We start from the raw sequence: 18,966 nt of genomic DNA on the forward strand, positions 1-18,966 counted from the left end.
AGAATTGTTAGCAAGGAAAACTGTAGATCTTCATCAAAGATTCTGAGCAATTGGGGCGATTAAGCGGCCGGGCGTCGGGCAGAGAGAGCTTATGCCGCTGGCAACAGGAAGCGTCACGGATAGCGAGGCGTTTACGCCTCGGCACAGGGAAATGAGCGGATAGAGTCGTGGTGGGAAAGAGGGGTTAGCGGGAGGATGACTGCCGTAGCAAGCCTTTGGCCATCCGCCAGGTGCTCCAGATACCGAAGCCGCGTTTCGTCCAGCGGAGTAAAAAGCGCGGGTGGCGAACTGACCACACCGCCATGATACCGCTGCCCACCATCGCCCATGAGCGAAGCTGGAGTAACGTCTGCCAGCCGCGGTCCAACGGCGCGGTGGCGGCAAGCCAGTCGCGACGGCTGGCGATTAAATCCAGCCGCTGTTGTTGGATCTGGCGCAGCAGCAGGGCTTTACGCCGCTCGCGTTCCTGTTTGTTGCTCACGATCGATCGTCCTCCAGCAGAGCCCGATCGTCAGCCAGCTCTTTGCGCGTCATGCGCAGGAGAGTCGATCGACGGGCTTTACGCAGCGTCCAGATGCCGCCTGTCAACGAGGCGAGCAGCAGCACGGCGGTGGTGGCAATCATGACGTGCAGCCGGTACTGAGGGTCGATGGCCCAGATAATTAGCACCAGCAGGCTCATCAGGCCGAACGCGGCAAACAGCAGCGTCAACCCCAGCATCAGCAGCAGCTGGAAGAGGTTCGACTTCTCTTCTTCCAGCTCCACGACCACCAGGCGCAGGCGCGTTTCCACCATTTCGACCAGCAGCGTGATTATCCGCTGGCCAATACCGAAGACGCTTTTGCCCGGTCCTTGCGCGTGTTGAGAGTCCGCCATAATTAACGACGCGTCAGCAGGACACCCAGCACCAGCCCGACGGCTGCGCCAATACCGACCCCGGTCCACGGATTTTCGCGAACGTATTCGTCGGCGCGAGCGGCGGTTTCACGGGTTTGCTTGACGATTGCATCGCTGGTTTCACCCAGGCGAACGCGGCTTTCTTTCAACGCACTTTCCGCTTTGCTGCGTAGTTTGCCAATTTCTTCTTTCGACTTATCCGCAGAGGAATTCAGCACTTCTTCCAGGGTATCAGCCAGAGTCTTCAGTTCTGCACGCAGATCGTCTGCAACGTTGTCTTTAGGCATCTTTCTCTCCTGTAGAGTGGGTCCATGTAAAGTGTGGCTTATCAGTAATCACGCGACTCAAGCGTTTTCAGCTCGTGCTGCGCTTCATCAAGCTTGCGTTGGCGCTTGCTGATTTTATCGGCATCGCCTTTCTGCTGAGCTTCCTTCAGATCGCGCTGACGCTCGGTAATTTCCTCACGTTGTTTCGCGATTTTTTGCTGATGTTCGGCTTTGAGCTTACCGTCGCTGCAGTTCGCTCTGACTTCACGAAGCGCTTTGTTCAAACCATCAATCCGGTTCTGGTTGTGATGTTTTTCGGCATAGCTAATCTCCCGCTGGATATCCTGCTCTTTTTCCTGACAGGGGGAGATGGCAAAGGCGCTGGAGCTCAGCGAAGTCAAAACCAGAATCAAAGCGATGCGGTATTTCATGGATGCTACCTTCCATTGTGTGAGGGCATACCCGGGAGATATGCCCGATCCAGTCGATAAACGTCAGCCCGGTGGCTCCCGCAGTCTTAAGCATAGTCAGGAAAACGGGAAACCACCAAACTGCGTGAAAATATTCAGAATTTTGGCTACTTATCCCAATCTGTGTGGGGTATCGCGCAGACGGGAGAGCCAGGCTGTCGGCGTATTTTCATCCTCCAGCAAAGCAATAATATAACCATGTGGCAGAGCGCGGCCCAGAACTTCTTTTGCGGCGATGCTCTGCGCGCTGGAATCAAATTTGATCAACAAACCGTCTTTTTGCGGGGTGATGCTTTTGAAACGGATACCGTTCGCGTCAAGGTGATGCCAGACGGAGAAACCGTCCGGCATACCAACGCCCTGTCTGACGGGATGGATAGTCAGGGTTGATTCCTGATGCTGCATCGCCAGCCAGAGCCAGGCCAGGGCGCACAGGAGAATGGCGCCGCCCAGCAGCCAGCTCATCTGACGCAGAGAGGGGCTTTTTTTCGCCATCATCAGCTCCGGCTTCTGTATTTTTTCTTCCACAGGACCACCAGCGACCCGATTAAGCCAAACACCAGCAGCACAAGCGGCAGCAGCATCAGGCAGGACATCAGCTGATCTTCATATTTGAGGAATACCGGGGTTTTACCCAGCAGGTAACCCAGGGAGGTCAAAATCAGAACCCACAGCAGGCCGCTCATCCAGTTAAAGAACTGGAAGCGAGTATTATTCAGGCCGGAAAGCCCGGCGATAGTCGGCAGCAGCGTCCGCACGAAGGCGATAAAGCGGCCCATCAGCAGGGCGGAGAGCCCATGTTTATGGAACAGATGGTGCGCGCGCTGGTGATAGTGGGACGGCAAATGTGAAAGCCAGTTTTGCACAATCCGCGTATTGCCCAGCCAGCGCCCCTGAATATAGCTCAGCCAGCAGCCGAGGCTGGCCGCCGTGGTCAGCAGCAGCAGCGTCTCCGGGAACCCCATCGCCCCTTTGGCAATCAGTACGCCAACCAGGACTAACAGGCTGTCGCCCGGTAAAAAGGCGGCAGGAAGCAGGCCGTTTTCAAGGAACAAAATCATAAACAAGACAAAATATAGCATGCCAATCATGGAGGGATTGGCGAGGGTCTCGTAATCCTGACTCCACAGAGCATTCAACAATTGGGTTAATAGTTCCATTCACGATTCCTGGTACATCGGTTAACGGTTCGTCTGAACGCGGTGTAGATAGCGACATCGTTTTTTATTGGATTATGGTCGCTGTTCATGCGTCCTGAACGGTTCCCTGTTTAACAGCGCAGTCAGCAAAACGCGCTTTCAGAACGACGAAATGCATCTAATTGTAACAAAAGCACCGACTTTCCGTCAGAAAAATTACAGTCTGTTGCGCATTGATTTTGCTGATTGCGGCGGCGGGTGGCGAGTGTCTTTACACAGGCTGACACTATATATGTTTGCTTACCCAGCCTGATTTGCGGGCAGATGCTGATAGCCTGCCCGGAGAGAGGAAAAGCGCTTATTTTGCGCCGTTGGCCGCGGTATCGAGGTGAACAACCGGGTTTTCGGCAAACAGGTAACGGTCGGCATTGAATTCAAAATCATCGCTGGTTTCGTTAAACAGCATCAACTTGGTGTTTTCCAGGTGCTGCCACATGGCCAGTTTCGCCGCATGCGGATCTTTGCGAATCAGCGCCTTAAGGATTTGGTCATGATCGTCACACCAGTTATCCACGGTGCGCAGGTCGATGTGGTCATGGAGCTTTTTCCAGTACGGGTTATGCACGCGCTGGGTCCACATTTTTTCGACGATGGCGGCTAAGGCGGTATTTTGCGTCGCCAGCGCGACCTGGACGTGAAACTGCAGATCCCATTCCGAATCGCGGAAACACTTCTCTTTGCGCGCCTTCTCCTGGATTTCCATCAGCTTCATGATGTCCTGCTTGGTCACCTGAGTGGCGGCAAACTCGGCAATATTGCTCTCAATCAGCTGGCGCGCCTGCAACAGTTCAAACGGACCATAGCTGGCAAACTCCAGCGATTCGTCGATCGGCTGCTGGTGTTTGGGGTGATTGGCGATAACGTGAATGCCGGAACCTTTGCGCACCTCAACATAGCCTTCCACTTCCAGCATGATAATGGCTTCGCGAACCACGGTTCGGCTGACGCTTTTCTCATCGGCGATAAAGCGTTCTGCAGGCAGCTTATCGCCTACAAGGTAGACACCTTGCTCAATACGCGCCTTCAACTCTGCGGCAAGCTGTTGATACAAACGACGTGGTTCTGTGATTTCCATATTCGCTCCCGGAAGATGGCGACAATATTGGATTTGTTATACCACTTTTACGCGCATCTCACCACTGCCGGATAGGAAAAAGCCGCCTTCATGGCGGCGGCCTGGTGTATGAATCAATCGCGATGAGGCTTAGTTCTGCGCCAGCGGTTTATTTGTTTTGAGCGGTGGCGAGTCGTCGTCGGCGGACTGGTTCTTCAGCACGGTCCAGATAACCACGGCCCCCAGCAGGTCGAACACCGCCAGCACCGCGAACAGCGGGCTGAAGCCGATGGTATCGGCCAGAGCGCCGACCACCAGGGCGAACAGGGTGCTCGCCATCCATGCCGCCATCCCGGTCAGGCCGTTAGCCGTCGCCACTTCGTTACGACCAAATACGTCGGAAGAGAGGGTAATCAGCGCGCCGGACAGCGCCTGGTGGGCAAAGCCCCCGATGCACAGCAGCGCGATGGCGACGAACGGGCTGGTGAACAGGCCGATCATCCCCGGTCCAATCATCAACAGCGCCCCCATGGTGACCACCATTTTACGCGACACAATCAGGTTAACGCCGAACCAGCGCTGGAACAGCGGCGGCAGATAGCCTCCAATGATACAACCGAGGTCAGCGAACAGCATCGGCATCCACGCGAACATGGCGATTTCTTTCAGGTTAAAGCCGTAGACTTTAAACATGAACAGCGGGATCCAGGCGTTAAAGGTCCCCCATGCCGGCTCGGCGAGAAAACGCGGTAGCGCAATGCCCCAGAACTGACGGTTACGCAGGATCTGCCATGGGGACATTTTCTTGCTGTTGTCGGTTTGATGATGCGATTCCTGACCGCCGATGATGTAGTCGCGCTCTTCGGTGGTTAATTTCTTCTGGTCACGCGGGTGTTTGTAGAATACCAGCCACGCCATGGCCCAGATAAAGCTCAGGACACCGGAAATGATAAACGCCATCTGCCAGCTGTGCATCACAATTGCCCAGACCACCAGCGGCGGCGCAATCATCGCGCCGATAGAGGAGCCGACGTTAAAGTAGCCCACGGCAATAGAGCGTTCTTTTGCCGGGAACCATTCGGAGCTGGCCTTCAGACCCGCCGGGATCATCGCGGCTTCTGCGGCGCCGACGGCACCACGCGCCAGCGCTAATCCGCCCCAGCTGCCGGCCAGCGCCGTTGAACCGCAGAAAACGGCCCAGGCGATAGCAAAGAAGGCGTAGCCGATTTTGGTGCCCAGAATATCGAGAACGTAGCCGGCAACAGGCTGCATGACGGTGTAAGCAGCTGAATAGGCTGCGATGATATAGGAGTACTGTTGGGTGGAGATGTGTAACTCTTCCATCAGCGTCGGCGCAGCCGCAGCCACAGTGTTACGCGTCAGGTAACCCAGCACGGTGCCCATGGTCACCAGTGCGATCATATACCAACGTAACCCTTTAATTTTACGCATGTAAAACCTCATCGTTTGTTATATCTCCGCAGCAAGTGCGGCCATCTTCCAGCCCGGCAACCCGGGGTGGAGAGGGAGAAACGGAGGGCTCAGGAGGGAAAACCCATATGGCCCGAACCTTGGCATCAATTGTGTTGCTTAATTCGGTATCCGTACCGGTCAATGCGATGTAATAAATCATCGCGAATACATTCCTACGGTTTATATGTTGCGACGGCAGAAAGATAACTTGTCATACAACTTTAAAAGTTGAGTACTGTCACAAAAGTGGGAAAGTTTATGGGGGTATTCTTTCTTGCGAGCAAAGCCGCTTATGGCGCGGCCTGTAGCGCTGTTTACTCCTTTAAGGGTAAATTTTTTGTCAGCGTTTATTGATCTAACTCACGAAAAAGATTTCGGCCTGTGGAAATTGGTGTGATAACTTTGTCAGCATGATCGTCAATCATCTGAAGGGCTCCGTAACGGGGCGAAGAGGAAATGAAAATGACACCGTTTATGACCGAAGATTTTCTGCTTGATACCGAGTTTTCCCGCCGTCTGTACCATGACTACGCCAAAGACCAGCCGATTTTCGACTATCACTGCCACCTGCCGCCGCAGCAGATTGCCGAAAATTATCGCTTTAAAAATCTGTATGACATCTGGCTGAAAGGCGACCACTACAAATGGCGCGCAATGCGGACCAATGGCGTTGCGGAACGCCTGTGTACCGGCGATGCGTCGGACCGGGAAAAGTTTGATGCGTGGGCGGCAACCGTACCGCATACCATCGGTAACCCGCTCTATCACTGGACGCATCTGGAACTGCGCCGTCCTTTTGGTATTACAGGTAAGCTGCTCTCCCCGTCTACCGCCGATGAAATCTGGAATCAGTGTAACGATCTGCTGGCGCAGGAGAGCTTCTCCGCCCGCGGCATCATGACGCAGATGAAGGTGAAAATGGTCGGCACCACCGACGATCCGATCGATTCACTGGAACACCACGCGGCGGTGGCGAAAGAGACCTCCTTCACCACCAAAGTGCTGCCGAGCTGGCGCCCGGATAAAGCGTTCAACATCGAACAGGCCACTTTTAACGACTACATGACCAGGCTCGGCGCGGTATCCGATACCGATATTCGTCGCTTTGCCGACCTGCAGTCTGCGCTGGTCAAACGCCTGGACCACTTCGCTGCTCACGGCTGCAAAGTTTCCGATCATGCGCTGGACGTGGTGCTGTTTGCCGAAGCCAGCGAGGCCGAACTGGATACCATCCTGGCGCGTCGCCTGGCCGGCGCTACCCTGAGCGAACACGAAGTCGCACAGTTCAAAACCGCGGTACTGGTCTTCCTCGGCGCCGAGTATGCCCGTCGCGGTTGGGTCCAGCAGTATCACATTGGCGCGCTGCGTAATAACAACCAGCGTCAGTTCAAACTGTTAGGCCCGGACGTTGGCTTTGACTCCATCAACGACCGCCCGCTGGCGGAGGCGCTGTCCCGACTGTTGAGCAAGCAGAATGAAGAAAATCTGCTGCCGAAAACCATTCTCTACTGCCTGAACCCGCGTGATAACGAAGTCCTGGGCACCATGATCGGCAACTTCCAGGGCGAAGGGATGCCCGGCAAGATGCAGTTCGGTTCCGGCTGGTGGTTCAACGATCAGAAAGACGGTATGGAGCGTCAGATGACCCAGCTGGCGCAGCTCGGTCTGCTGAGCCGCTTCGTCGGTATGCTGACCGACAGCCGCAGCTTCCTGTCCTACACCCGTCATGAGTATTTCCGCCGCATCCTGTGCCAGATGATCGGCCGCTGGGTGGCCGCGGGTGAAGCGCCGGCGGATATCCAGCTGTTGGGCGAGATGGTGAAAAATATCTGCTTTAACAATGCGCGTGATTACTTCGCCATTGAACTGAATTAAGTCCAGAGGTCGGTTGATATGCAATACATTAAGATCCATTCGCAGGATAACGTAGCCGTCGCGTTGGCTGACATGAGTGCAGGTACCCAGGTCACTATCGATGATGATACGGTCACGCTAAGCCAGGACGTGGGGCGTGGGCATAAGTTCGCGCTACGCCCGGTTGCGAAGGGAGATAACGTGATTAAGTATGGTCTGCCCATTGGTCATGCGCTGGCGGATATCGCGCCAGGGGAACATATCCATGCCCATAATACGCGCACCAACCTGAGCGACCTTGACGAGTATAGCTATCAGCCGGACCTTAGCGAGCCATCGGCACAGCCCGCCGACCGCGAGGTGCAAATTTACCGTCGCGCTAACGGGGAGGTCGGGGTGCGCAATGAACTGTGGATCCTGCCGACCGTCGGCTGTGTTAACGGGATTGCCCGCCAGATCCAGAACCGCTTCCTCAAAGAGACCAACGATGCGGAAGGCATCGATGGCGTCTTCCTCTTCGGTCACACCTACGGCTGTTCGCAGCTGGGGGACGATCACATCAATACCCGCACCATGCTGCAAAATATGGTGCGCCACCCCAACGCCGGGGCGGTGCTGGTGATCGGTCTGGGCTGTGAAAACAACCAGGTCGATGCTTTCCGTGAAACCCTGGGCGAGTTCGATCCGGCACGCGTGCACTTTATGATTTGCCAGGCGCAGGAAGATGAAGTGGAGGCGGGGGTTGAGCACCTGCACCAGCTCTATCGCGCGATGCGCGAGGACAAGCGCGAACCGGGCAAACTGAGCGAGCTGAAGTTTGGCCTGGAGTGCGGCGGCTCGGATGGCCTCTCCGGCATCACCGCCAACCCGATGCTGGGCCGTTTCTCGGACTACCTGATCGCCAACGGCGGGACGACCGTGCTGACGGAGGTGCCGGAAATGTTCGGCGCCGAGCGGCTGCTGATGAGCCACTGCCGGGATGAAGAGACCTTCGGCAAGCTGGTGACCATGGTGAATGACTTTAAACAGTACTTTATTGCGCATAACCAGCCGATTTACGAGAACCCATCGCCGGGCAATAAGGCGGGGGGGATCACCACGCTGGAAGATAAGTCGCTGGGCTGCACCCAGAAAGCGGGTTCCAGCCAGGTGGTAGATGTGCTGCGCTACGGCGAGCGTCTGAAGGTCCACGGTCTCAACTTGCTGAGCGCGCCGGGTAACGATGCGGTGGCGACCAGCGCCCTGGCCGGGGCGGGTTGCCACATGGTGCTGTTCAGTACCGGTCGCGGCACCCCTTATGGCGGTTTTGTGCCGACGGTAAAAATCGCCACCAACAGTGAGCTGGCGGCGAAGAAGAAGCACTGGATCGACTTCGATGCCGGCCAGTTGATTCACGGCAAAGCGATGCCGCAGCTGCTGGAGGAGTTTGTCGACACCCTTGTCGAAATCGTCAATGGCAAACTGACCTGTAATGAGCGCAATGACTTCCGCGAGCTGGCCATCTTCAAGAGCGGCGTCACCTTGTAATGGCCAGTCGCTCCTCGTCTGACGGTCAGGGGACGTGCCAGCGCGGCGGTGGGCGAAGGTATCTGTTTTGGTTATCATTGTTGATGTGAATAACGGCGCGCCATACAAGGGGCGCTGTTTGTTTTTATCTTTTCTGACAAGGATCTTTCATGACCGCGTATTGGCTTGCCCAGGGCGTGGGGGTCATCGCCTTTCTGATCGGAATCACCACCTTTATCAATCGCGACGAGCGTCGTTTTAAATGCCAGCTGGCGTTGTACAGCGCCATTATCGGCCTGCACTTTATCCTGATGGGGGCGCTGCCGGCGGGTATGAGTGCCGGGCTTAACGCCGTGCGCACGCTGATTTCTCTGCGTACCCGCAATCTGTGGGTCATGGCGATATTTATTGCCCTGACGCTGATTCTCGGCTTTGGAAAACTCCAGCATGCGATGGAACTGTTGCCGGTAGTCGGCACCGTCGCCAGCACCTGGGCCCTGTTTCGCTGCCAGGGGCTGACCACCCGCTGCGTGATGTGGTGCTCTACGGCGTGCTGGGTCACGCATAACTTTTGGCTGGGGTCGATTGGCGGCACGCTGATTGAAGGCAGCTTTCTGATCGTCAACGGTCTGAATATTATTCGTTTCTGGCGGCTGCAAAAACGCGGTATCGATCCGTTTAAAAGGGAGGAGGCGCTGGAAGAGAACCCCTCCGCCCGCTAGCGGAGGGGAGGCGGGGCTTAATCGCGCAGCGCGTTTTTCGCCAGCTGCTCATCTTCAGCAATACAGGCGGCGGCGGTAAACAGCACATCGGTGGAGGAGTTCAGCGCGGTTTCGCAGGAGTCCTGCAACACGCCGATGATAAAGCCGACCGCGACCACCTGCATGGCGACATCATTGGGAATACCGAACATATTGCAGGCCAGCGGAATCAGCAGCAGCGACCCTCCCGCTACGCCGGACGCGCCGCAGGCGCACAGTGAGGCGACCACGCTGAGCAGCAGCGCCGTAGGCAGATCCACCGGGATCCCCAGGGTATTCACGGCGGCCAGGGTTAGCACCGTAATGGTGATCGCGGCCCCGGCCATATTGATGGTGGCTCCCAGCGGGATAGAGACGGAATAGGTATCGCGATCGAGGTTCAGTTTTTCGCTCAGCGCCATGTTCACCGGAATATTGGCGGCGGAGCTGCGGGTGAAGAAGGCGTATACGCCGCTTTCGCGCAGGCAGGTCAGTACCAGCGGATACGGATTGCGGCGGATTTTCCAGAACACCAGCAGCGGGTTAATCACCAGCGCCACCAGCAGCATACAGCCCACCAGCACCATTAACAGCTGAGCGTAGCCCCACAGCGTTGCAAAACCGGTAGAGGCCAGAGTTGAAGAGACCAGGCCGAAAATACCCAGCGGCGCAAAGCGAATAACCATTCTCACCATGAAGGTCACCGCATGGGAGACGTCATTGATCAGGTTTTTGGTCGTCTCGTTGCCGTGACGTAGGGCAAAGCCGAGACCGACGGCCCACACCAGAATTCCGATATAGTTGGCATTGAGCAGGGCATCGATCGGGTTCGCGACCATACTCATCAGCAGCCCGCGCAGTACTTCGATAATCCCTGACGGTGGCGTAATATCGCCGGCAGCGGAGGTCAGGTGCAGCGTTGACGGGAAGATGAAGCTAAACAGCACGGCGGTTAACGCGGCGCTGAAGGTTCCCAGCAGGTACAGGAACAGAATCGGGCGGATACTGGTTTTTTGCCCCTGCTGATGGCTGGCGATGGAGGCCATCACCAGCATCAGCACCAGTACCGGCGCCACGGCCTTCAGTGCGCCGACGAACAGCGTGCCGAGCAGACCGACGGCGATCGCCGTCGGCTTCGAGACCAGCGCCAACAGCACGCCGAGAACCAGACCGACTAAAATTTGTTTGACCAGGCTGCCCTGGGCCAGACGTTGAAACAGGCCCGATGGGGGAGTTTGTGTCGTCATTATCTATACCTTCTTGTGATGTTGCTGTCCGTCTCACGTACGTACTCTTTGTTACGTTTATGTCCGGATGTAAGTAAATATTTGCCTGGTCGAGTATACGGAAAGAACGGTGGGGAGAAAGCGTAAAATGCTGCTTCTTTATCCGGGATCTTGTTTTTTAACTATGTATTAACGATTTTGTGACATGGTGAGAAATACTGCGCGGTGGAGGTTGCTGGCCGGGGGAAAGCAGGCTCCACCCGGCCATTTGCGGTTTATTGCCGCTGTTTCTTCTTATCGTGTTGCTGATTGACCCAGGCGTTAATCAGCAGGGTCAGCGTCAGAATGCCGCCAACCGCGCCGAGCGAAACGCTAATCGGGATATGATAGAAGTCGACAATCAGCATCTTGACGCCGATAAATACCAGAATCACCGACAGGCCATACTTCAGCATCGAGAACCGCTCCGCGACGCCCGCCAGCAGGAAGTACATCGCGCGCAGGCCCAGAATCGCGAACAGGTTTGAGGTTAGTACGATAAACGGATCGGTGGTCACGGCAAAAATCGCCGGGATGCTATCGACCGCGAAAATCACGTCGCTTAGCTCCACCAGGATCAGCACCAGCAGCAGCGGCGTGGCGAACAGGACGCCGTTTTGCCGGGTAAAGAAGCGCTCGCCTTCAATCTTATCGGTCATACGCAGGTGATTGCGGATCCAGCGTACCAGCGGTTTATCGCCGATACCGGAATCATCTTCTTTCGCCAGCGCCATTTTCACCCCGGTAAACAGCAGGAATGCGCCAAACAGGTACAGCAGCCACTCGAACTGGGAAATAAGCCAGCTGCCAGCGAAGATCATCGCCGTACGCAGCACGATCGCCCCCAGCACGCCATAGACCAGCACCCGGCGCTGTAGCGCAGGCGGCACGGAGAAATAGCTGAACAGCATTAACCAGACGAAGACGTTATCGACGGCCAGCGCTTTCTCAATCAGATAACCGGTGAGGAAAGCCAGCGCCTGCGGATCGGCAACGGCACGCCCTTCGGTTTGTACCAGGTACCACCAGAAAGCCGCGTTGAAGAGAAGAGAGAGCGTTACCCAGAGAATGGACCAACCTGCGGCCTGTTTCATCGTCATGCTATGCGCACCGCGCCGTCCCTGAAGCAGGAGATCGATGGCCAGCATGATCGCCACGACCACAGCGAATCCGCCCCATAACAACGGTGTGCCGACAGTATTCATTACAATGTTCCTTACATAAAAACAAAACGGCTGACGTCGGAAGACGGCAGCCGTTGCGTGTTTATGCATAGACCTCGCCTTCCGGCAAGGTCTCACTTACAACAATAAAAGAGCCGCTTAACGTCGGCTGATGCTTTTATTATTGCCCGGCGACCGGATGCGCTTTTGCACGCATCGTAATGACGATCCACCGGCAAGGAAGTTACTCCCCTTTGCACGTAACAAAGTATTACAAGTCATAAATGGCGTCAATGGCGACGGACGGCCTATTTACACTCCTTTACGCCACCTGCGGATTATCCGCCGGGAATACCACGCCGGTCTGGCGGCGAATTTCGCTCAACAGTTTGGCCGTGCTGCGGCTCACTTCCAGTCCCGGGTGAAGCACCTGATTATTTTCCACCAGACGCGCAAACTCTTCCGCCTCATACAGCATCGTATTGATGTGCTGCGGCTGCGTCAGATCCTGCGCTTTCCCGCCGCGTGGGATGAAAGAGAGCTTCTGGCATTCAGAAATTTTCTCGATCACCAGCGCGCCGGCCTCGCCCTGGATTTCGCTTGCCAGGGTAGAGTCGCTCACCTTGGAATGGTGCAGGGTGACGTCAAAGTCCGCGTAACTGAGCACCACCGTCCCCTGGGCATCGACGCCGCTGTCCAGCAGGCTGGCGCTGGCGTGAACCGCCCGCGGCTCGCCCCATAGCGCGACGGCCGAAGCCAGGCAATAAAAACCGATATCCATAATCGAGCCGTTGGAGAAGGCCGGGTTGAAGGTATTCGGATTCTCGCCGTCGAGATAGCGCTGATAGCGGGAGGAGTACTGGCAGTAGTTGATAAACGCTTTATGCAGTTTGCCTACTTTGCCGAGCGACTGCTGCAGCAGCAGGAAATTCGGCAGGCTCGCGGTTTTGAAGGCTTCGAACAGCACCACCTGGTTTTCGCGGGCGGTATTGATAGCGGCTTCGACTTCCCGCAGATTGGAGGCCAGCGGTTTTTCGCAAATCACGTGCTTTTTATGGCTCAGGAACAGCTGCGTTTGCGGGAAGTGCAGGGAGTTCGGGCTGGCAATGTACACCGCGTCGACGGCATCGCTTTGCGCCAGAGCGTCCAGCGAGGTGAACAGATGGTCGACGGGATAGTCGTTAGCGAAAGCCTGCGCCTGCTCGAGGCTGCGAGAGTAAATCGCGGTGAGTTTATACTTGCCAGTTTCATGGGCGGCATCGACAAACTGTTTGGTAATCCAGTTTGTACCAACAACAGCGAAACGTATCATAAACGTTGACGAACTCCGTTAGAGGGGACCTCCTGCCACTCTACCATGCCATCATGACAAAACCAGTGCGTGACTACGCAGAACGATTTAACGAAAGATGCGTTAGCCACAGGCGCGTATCAAACTCCAGCTGGTGGTACTGCGGCTCCATATGGCAGCACAGCTGATAGAACGCTTTGTTATGATCCTTCTCTTTCAGGTGCGCCAGTTCATGCACCACGATCATTCGCAAAAACGCCTCCGGCGCCTCGCGGAACACCGTCGCCACGCGGATCTCGGCTTTCGCTTTCAGCTTGCCGCCCTGGACCCGTGAAATCGCGGTATGCAGGCCGAGCGCGTTGTTGAGGACGTGGATCTTGCTGTCGTACATTACCTTGTTCACCGGCGCGGCGCCGCGCAGATAGCGGGTTTTCAGATCCTGAGTGTACTGATACAACGCCTTATCGCTATTGACGTCATGCCCTTGCGGGTAACGTTTTTGCAGGACCTCGCCCAGCCGCTGCTCGGCAATTAAGGTGCGAACCTGAGAAAGTAAATTCTCCGGGTAACCCTGCAGGTAAGTGAGTTGACTCATCAACGCTCCAGATAAAAGATATTCATATCATCCCTCAGGCTGCTGCGGCGCATCCTGAATGATTTTGTCGCTAAAAAGGGTATACTCACGCACCCTTTTCAGGGATAACGCCAAATTTTACCACTCAGGAGGGCCGATGAGCCACTTAGACAACGGTTTCCGTTCACTGACACTGAAACGTTTCCCGGAAACGGATGACGTTAACCCGCTACTGGCGTGGGAAGCGGCGGATGAGTATCTGCTGCAGCAGCTGGACGATACGGAGATTAAGGGCCCGGTCCTGATTCTGAACGACACCTTCGGCGCATTAAGCTGTGCGCTGGCGGAACATACGCCATACAGTATCGGCGACTCGTACCTGACGGAACTCGCCACGCGTGAGAATTTGCGTCATAACGATATTGCCGAGTCCAGCGTGAAATTTCTCGACAGCACGGCAGAGTACCCGCAGACGCCGGGCGTGGTGCTGATCAAAGTGCCAAAAACGCTGGCGTTGCTGGAGCAGCAGCTGCGGGCGTTACGCCTGGTGGTGACGCCGCAAACCCGTATTATCGCGGGCGCCAAGGCGCGCGACATTCATACCTCCACGCTGGAGCTGTTTGAAAAAGTGCTGGGCCCGACCACCACCACCCTGGCCTAGAAGAAAGCCCGCTTGATCAACTGTACCTTCGCCGCGCCGGCCCTTGCCGAGGCGCCGCAGACGCTGAGCTGGAAGCTGGAAGGGACGGAGTGGACGATTCACAATCACGCGAATGTGTTCTCACGAACCGGGCTGGATATTGGCGCGCGTTTCTTCATCGAACATCTTCCTTCCAACCTCGAAGGCGAAATTGTCGATTTGGGCTGCGGCAACGGGGTGATTGGTCTGACGCTGCTGGAGAAAAACCCGCAGGCTAGCGTGGTGTTTGTGGATGAATCGCCGATGGCCGTGGCCTCCAGTCGCCTGAACGTGGAAACCAACATGCCCGAGGCGCTGGACCGCTGCGAGTTTATGATTAACAACGCCCTGTCCGGCGTTGAGCCGTTTCGCTTTAACGCGGTGTTGTGCAACCCGCCGTTTCACCAGAAACATGCGCTGACGGATAACATCGCCTGGGAGATGTTCCATCACGCGCGCCGCTGCCTGAAGATTAACGGCGAGCTGTATATTGTGGCCAACCGTCACCTCGATTATTTCCACAAGCTGAAGAAGATTTTCGGTAACTGTTCTACCGTCGCCACCAATAATAAATTCGTGGTGTTGAAAGCGGTGAAGGTGCGTAAGCTGCGCTGATGTGCCGATCGCCTTCGCCGGGCGAGGTGAGGGCAGTCGCAGGTCGTTCGGCGAGGCGTGTAGCCCGGAGAAGCGCAGCGCCTCCGGGGAACCCCCGGCCCGGGCTACTGCCGTTAAATGGCCAGCGCAAGCTTTGTTCCCTGGGCAATGGCGCGGCGGGCATCCAGCTCCAGCGCCACGTCGCAGCCGCCTATCTGATGCACCACCTTACCCGCCGCGCGTAGCGGATCCGCCAGCTCACGCTTCGGCTCCTGACCGGCGCAGATAATCACCTGATCCACCGGCAATACCCGCGCTTCGCCGCCGATCGTCACATGCAATCCCTCGTCGTCGATCCGCTGATAGCTGACCGCCGGGATCATTTTTACCCCGCGCGCCAGCAGGGTGGCGCGGTGGATCCAGCCGGTGGTTTTACCTAAACCCTCGCCGGGCTTGCCGGGCTTGCGCTGGAGCATCACAATCTGCCGCGGGCTTTTCGCTAGCTGCGCCCCTTCCGGACGCAGGCCGCCGGGCGCCTGCAGGCTGGTATCAATTCCCCACTCGGCGCAAAATCCGGCGATATTCTGGCTGCTGGCAACCTCCGGCTGGCTCAGATACATCGCGGTATCAAACCCGATGCCGCCGCAGCCGATAATCGCCACTTTCTCGCCTACCGGCGCTTTGTCGCGCAGTACGTCGAGATAGCTCAGCACTTTCGGGTGCGTAATTCCGGCGATATCCGGCATCCGCGGGGCGATCCCGGTGGCGAGGATCACTTCGTCAAACGCCATCAGTCGATCCGCCGTGACCAACTGGCCCAGCTGCAGATCGACGCCGTTCAGAGCCAGCATCCGGCGGTAGTAGCGTAAGGTTTCAGAGAACTCCTCTTTGCCGGGGATCTGCCTGGCGATATTAAACTGGCCGCCAATCTCTTTTTGCGCGTCGAACAGCGTTACCGCGTGGCCGCGAGAAGCGGCATTGACGGCAAAAGCCAGCCCGGCGGGACCCGCCCCCACCACCGCCAGGCGTTTCACCGCCGACGCCGGGATGACCGGCATCAGAGTTTCATGGCAGGCGCGCGGATTGACCAGACAGGAGGTGACATGCCCGGCGAAGATCTGATCCAGGCAGGCCTGGTTGCAACCGATGCAGGTGTTGATCTCATCCGCTCGCCCGCTTTGCGCTTTGGAGAGGAATTCACCGTCGGCCAGGAAGGGGCGTGCCATCGACACCATATCGGCATCGCCACGGGCGAGGATCGCCTCCGCTACCTGCGGATCGTTGATCCGGTTAGTGGCGATCAGCGGGATCGCCACGGCGCCTTTCAACTTGCGGGTCACCCAGCTAAAGGCCCCGCGCGGTACCGCCGTGGCAATGGTCGGAATGCGCGCCTCGTGCCAGCCGATACCGGTGTTGATCAGGGTGGCGCCTGCCGCTTCAATCGCCTGCGCCAGTTCAATCACTTCCGGCAGCGTGCTGCCATCGTTAACCAGATCGAGCATCGACAGGCGGTAGATAATAATAAAGTCGTGGCCGGCTCGTTCGCGCACCGCGCGCACGACTTCAAGCGCAAAACGCATGCGTCGGGGGTAATCGCCGCCCCACTGGTCGTCGCGGTGGTTGGTGCGCGCAGCGAGGAATTCGTTAATTAAATAACCTTCAGAGCCCATCACTTCGACGCCGTCATAACCCGCCTCCCGGGCCAGCTGGGCGCAGCGGGCGAAATCATCGATCAGCTGCAGGATCTCATCATGGCTGAGCGCGTGCGGGACAAAGCGGTTAATCGGCGCCTGCAGCGCCGACGGGGCTACCGGCCGCGGCTGATAGCTATAGCGGCCGGTATGCAAAATTTGCAGAGCGATTTTGCCGCCTTCCCGATGGACCGCATCGGTAATGTGGCGATGGTGCGCCAGATGGCTGGCATCGTCGAGCACCGCGCCGCCCGCCATTGTGACCCCCGACGCCGTCGGCGCAATCCCGCCGGTGACAATCAGCGCCACCCCGTGGCGAGCACGCTCTGCGTAAAAGGCCGCCAGCCGCTCCGTGCCGTCGGCATGTTCTTCCAACCCGGTGTGCATCGACCCCATCAGCACACGGTTTTTCAGCTGGGTAAAACCCAGGTCGAGCGGGGCGAATAACGACGGATAGTGGCTCATAATGGCTTCCAGTATCTAATATGTAACATTATTGTTATGTGGTCGGATGAGTTACTAATTTAGCCGTCGCGGGCAAAAAGTGAAAAAGGGAGTGCGGTGATTGTGATGGGATTCAAAGAACGAGGGCGGGAGCGTCCCCCGCCGCCGTGGAAGCGGGGGAAGAAGGGGGCGTTCAGGGGGCCGGGACGACAGGGGGCCGGCGCTTAAGGCCCGGCGCCTGCCACATCGAGGTGGTCAGCCCGCTGTCGACCAGCCCAAGCTGGTCGGCATAAACCGACTGCCATTTCTCCATCATCCCCTGGTACAGCTCGCGGTGCGCCGGATTGGGCGTAAATACCCGATGCCAGCTCACCAGCTGCTCGCCGGTCGTTGCCATATCGGCGTACAGGCCGGCGCCGGTTCCGGCGGCAATGGCGCAGCCGAGAGCGGTGGCTTCACGGACCACCGGCACGCGTACCGGCAGGCCGGTGACATCGCTGAGGATCTGGCTCCACAACGCCCCTTTCGAACCGCCGCCGGCAAAGACCAGGCTGTCGAACGTCACCCCGGAAAAGCGTGAGATTTGCGCCAGATTACAGGCGGAGACAATCGCCGCATTCTCCTCCAGCGCGCGGAACAGAGTGGCTTTATTGCATTTCTCCGGGTCGATGGAGAGGTTAATAAACGACGGCGCGGCGTGATACCACTGCTTGAAATGCATGGCATCGGAGAAGATCGGCATCACGCCGTGGGAACCAGCGGGCACCCGGCTGGCCATCTCTTCCAGCAGGGAGTAGGCGTCGACGCCGAGGCGCTCGGCGACCAGCTTCTCTTCGGCGCAAAAGGCATCGCGGAACCAGCGCATGGTCAGGCCGGTAAAGAAGCTGATCGATTCCGCCTGGGCCATGCCGGGAATCACGTGCGGGTTCACGCGAATATTCATCTCCGGGTCGGTTCGCACTTCCGGCAGATTCACCACCTGTTGCCAGAAGGTACCGCCGAGTACGGCGCTTTGCCCCGCGCGCACCACCCCGAGACCGAGGCAGCCCAGCTGCACGTCGCCGCCGCCCATCACTACCGGAGTTCCGGCCCGCAGGCCGCTCTGCTGCGCAGCCGCCTCGGTCACCGTTCCGAGCAGCGTGCCGGTCTCTTTGACCGGCGAGAGCATATCGGCCCGTAGCCCCGCCATATCGAGCAGCGCCGGGCGCCAGTCGCGGCTAAACAGATCGAGCATCCCGGTGGTGCCGGCGTTGGACGGGTCGACGGCCAGCTCGCCGGAGAGCTTTGCTGCCAGCCAGTCGCTAATCATGGTGACGGTAGCGGCTTTACGGTAGATATCCGGGCGGTGGTGGGCCAGCCACAGCAGGCGCGGCATGGCGCTTAACGCCAGCGTCTGGCCGGAGACGTCATACACTTCGGATTCAAAGTGGTCATCGTGGATCTCTTTGAGCTCCGCCACTTCGCGGCTGGCGCGGGCATCGACGTTGGCGCAGGCCCAGATGGCCTCGCCGTTACGGTCGTAAAGGACGATGCCTTCGCGCATGGAGCAGCAGGCGACGGACTGAATATCGGCCGCCTGCAGATGGGCGACCGCCAGCGCCTGGTGGATGCACTGACAGGCCAGTAGCCAGTTGGTGGTGAGATCGAACTCCATGGAGCCGGGAACATTTTCTACGCTCAGGTGTTTCCATTCGGCCTGGCCGACCGCGACCTGGCGGCCCGCCAGATCAAAAATGACTGCCCGAATGCTGCCGGTCCCGGCATCTAACGCTAACAGGTAACTCATGACATGCGCCTCGCGATTGT

The 18,966-nt window shown here is 57.5% G+C and carries 17 protein-coding genes and 1 pseudogene; 4 read left to right on the top strand and 14 right to left on the bottom strand.

Translation table 11 applies throughout. The features are described 5' to 3' along the window. Positions 1 to 184: 184 nt before the first annotated feature. From ACI2JR_RS22620 to ACI2JR_RS22655, 8 genes are all read right to left on the bottom strand, one after another. A complete protein-coding gene (locus ACI2JR_RS22620; RefSeq protein ID WP_132729594.1) occupies positions 185 to 481 on the bottom strand; it encodes a YqjK-like family protein in 297 nt (98 codons plus the stop codon). Continuing rightward, positions 478 to 876, bottom strand: coding sequence for a phage holin family protein (locus tag ACI2JR_RS22625; protein WP_132729595.1), 399 nt, complete (start codon positions 874 to 876; stop codon positions 478 to 480). The genes ACI2JR_RS22620 and ACI2JR_RS22625 overlap by 4 nt, the downstream gene beginning before the upstream one ends. Positions 877 to 878: 2 nt before the next feature. Next, on the bottom strand, positions 879 to 1,184 hold the full coding sequence (locus ACI2JR_RS22630) for an ElaB/YgaM/YqjD family protein (RefSeq protein WP_132729596.1): 306 nt from the start codon (positions 1,182 to 1,184) through the stop codon (positions 879 to 881). 41 nt (positions 1,185 to 1,225) lie between these two features. After that, positions 1,226 to 1,594, bottom strand: a complete 369-nt coding sequence (locus ACI2JR_RS22635) for a DUF1090 domain-containing protein (RefSeq protein WP_132729597.1) — start codon at positions 1,592 to 1,594, stop codon at positions 1,226 to 1,228. A 150-nt stretch (positions 1,595 to 1,744) separates the two neighbouring features. Further along, entirely contained in the window at positions 1,745 to 2,131 is a 387-nt protein-coding gene (gene mzrA / locus ACI2JR_RS22640; protein ID WP_207896652.1) for an EnvZ/OmpR regulon moderator MzrA, read from the bottom strand. After that, the gene (gene yqjA, locus ACI2JR_RS22645; protein WP_132729598.1) at positions 2,131 to 2,793 is read right to left on the bottom strand and encodes a DedA family general envelope maintenance protein YqjA; all 663 of its coding nucleotides are present in this window, start codon (positions 2,791 to 2,793) and stop codon (positions 2,131 to 2,133) included. The genes mzrA and yqjA overlap by 1 nt, the downstream gene beginning before the upstream one ends. Before the next feature lie 337 nt (positions 2,794 to 3,130). Continuing rightward, a complete protein-coding gene (gene exuR / locus ACI2JR_RS22650) occupies positions 3,131 to 3,907 on the bottom strand; it encodes a transcriptional regulator ExuR (protein ID WP_132729599.1) in 777 nt (258 codons plus the stop codon). A gap of 129 nt (positions 3,908 to 4,036) precedes the next feature. After that, a complete protein-coding gene (locus tag ACI2JR_RS22655; protein WP_132729600.1) occupies positions 4,037 to 5,338 on the bottom strand; it encodes an MFS transporter in 1,302 nt (433 codons plus the stop codon). A 483-nt stretch (positions 5,339 to 5,821) separates the two neighbouring features. Between ACI2JR_RS22655 and uxaC the strand changes: the two genes are divergently transcribed. The 3 genes from uxaC (at position 5,822) to ACI2JR_RS22670 (ending at position 9,441) form a co-directional block, all read left to right on the top strand. Further along, the gene (gene uxaC, locus ACI2JR_RS22660) at positions 5,822 to 7,234 is read left to right on the top strand and encodes a glucuronate isomerase (RefSeq protein WP_132729601.1); all 1,413 of its coding nucleotides are present in this window, start codon (positions 5,822 to 5,824) and stop codon (positions 7,232 to 7,234) included. A gap of 18 nt (positions 7,235 to 7,252) precedes the next feature. Continuing rightward, positions 7,253 to 8,740 carry a UxaA family hydrolase gene (locus ACI2JR_RS22665; RefSeq protein ID WP_132729602.1) on the top strand — a complete coding sequence of 496 codons (1,488 nt, stop codon included), beginning with the start codon at positions 7,253 to 7,255 and terminating at the stop codon, positions 8,738 to 8,740. A gap of 149 nt (positions 8,741 to 8,889) precedes the next feature. Next, entirely contained in the window at positions 8,890 to 9,441 is a 552-nt protein-coding gene (locus ACI2JR_RS22670; protein ID WP_132729603.1) for a YgjV family protein, read from the top strand. 17 nt (positions 9,442 to 9,458) lie between these two features. On the opposite strand, the gene sstT is transcribed toward ACI2JR_RS22670, so the two are convergent. The 4 genes from sstT to ACI2JR_RS22690 form a co-directional block, all read right to left on the bottom strand. Beyond that, on the bottom strand, positions 9,459 to 10,706 hold the full coding sequence (sstT, locus tag ACI2JR_RS22675) for a serine/threonine transporter SstT (RefSeq protein WP_132729604.1): 1,248 nt from the start codon (positions 10,704 to 10,706) through the stop codon (positions 9,459 to 9,461). 254 nt (positions 10,707 to 10,960) lie between these two features. Then, on the bottom strand, positions 10,961 to 11,929 hold the full coding sequence (locus ACI2JR_RS22680; protein ID WP_462479529.1) for a TerC family protein: 969 nt from the start codon (positions 11,927 to 11,929) through the stop codon (positions 10,961 to 10,963). A gap of 280 nt (positions 11,930 to 12,209) precedes the next feature. After that, positions 12,210 to 13,199, bottom strand: coding sequence for a Gfo/Idh/MocA family protein (locus ACI2JR_RS22685; RefSeq protein WP_132729606.1), 990 nt, complete (start codon positions 13,197 to 13,199; stop codon positions 12,210 to 12,212). Positions 13,200 to 13,272: 73 nt separating this feature from the next. After that, on the bottom strand, positions 13,273 to 13,773 hold the full coding sequence (locus ACI2JR_RS22690) for a M48 metallopeptidase family protein (protein WP_132729607.1): 501 nt from the start codon (positions 13,771 to 13,773) through the stop codon (positions 13,273 to 13,275). 136 nt (positions 13,774 to 13,909) lie between these two features. On the opposite strand from ACI2JR_RS22690, the pseudogene rlmG reads away from it, so the two are divergent. Then, positions 13,910 to 15,046 (top strand): annotated as a pseudogene (gene rlmG, locus ACI2JR_RS22695) (23S rRNA (guanine(1835)-N(2))-methyltransferase RlmG). Between the two features lie 113 nt (positions 15,047 to 15,159). On the opposite strand, the gene ACI2JR_RS22700 reads toward rlmG, so the two are convergent. Continuing rightward, the gene (locus tag ACI2JR_RS22700; RefSeq protein WP_462479530.1) at positions 15,160 to 17,181 is read right to left on the bottom strand and encodes an FAD-dependent oxidoreductase; all 2,022 of its coding nucleotides are present in this window, start codon (positions 17,179 to 17,181) and stop codon (positions 15,160 to 15,162) included. Between the two features lie 172 nt (positions 17,182 to 17,353). Then, entirely contained in the window at positions 17,354 to 18,946 is a 1,593-nt protein-coding gene (gene lsrK, locus ACI2JR_RS22705; protein WP_132729610.1) for an autoinducer-2 kinase, read from the bottom strand. Positions 18,947 to 18,966: the final 20 nt, after the last annotated feature.

The organism is Klebsiella sp. NPDC088457, assembly GCF_044900465.1.
Classification (GTDB): domain Bacteria; phylum Pseudomonadota; class Gammaproteobacteria; order Enterobacterales; family Enterobacteriaceae; genus Klebsiella.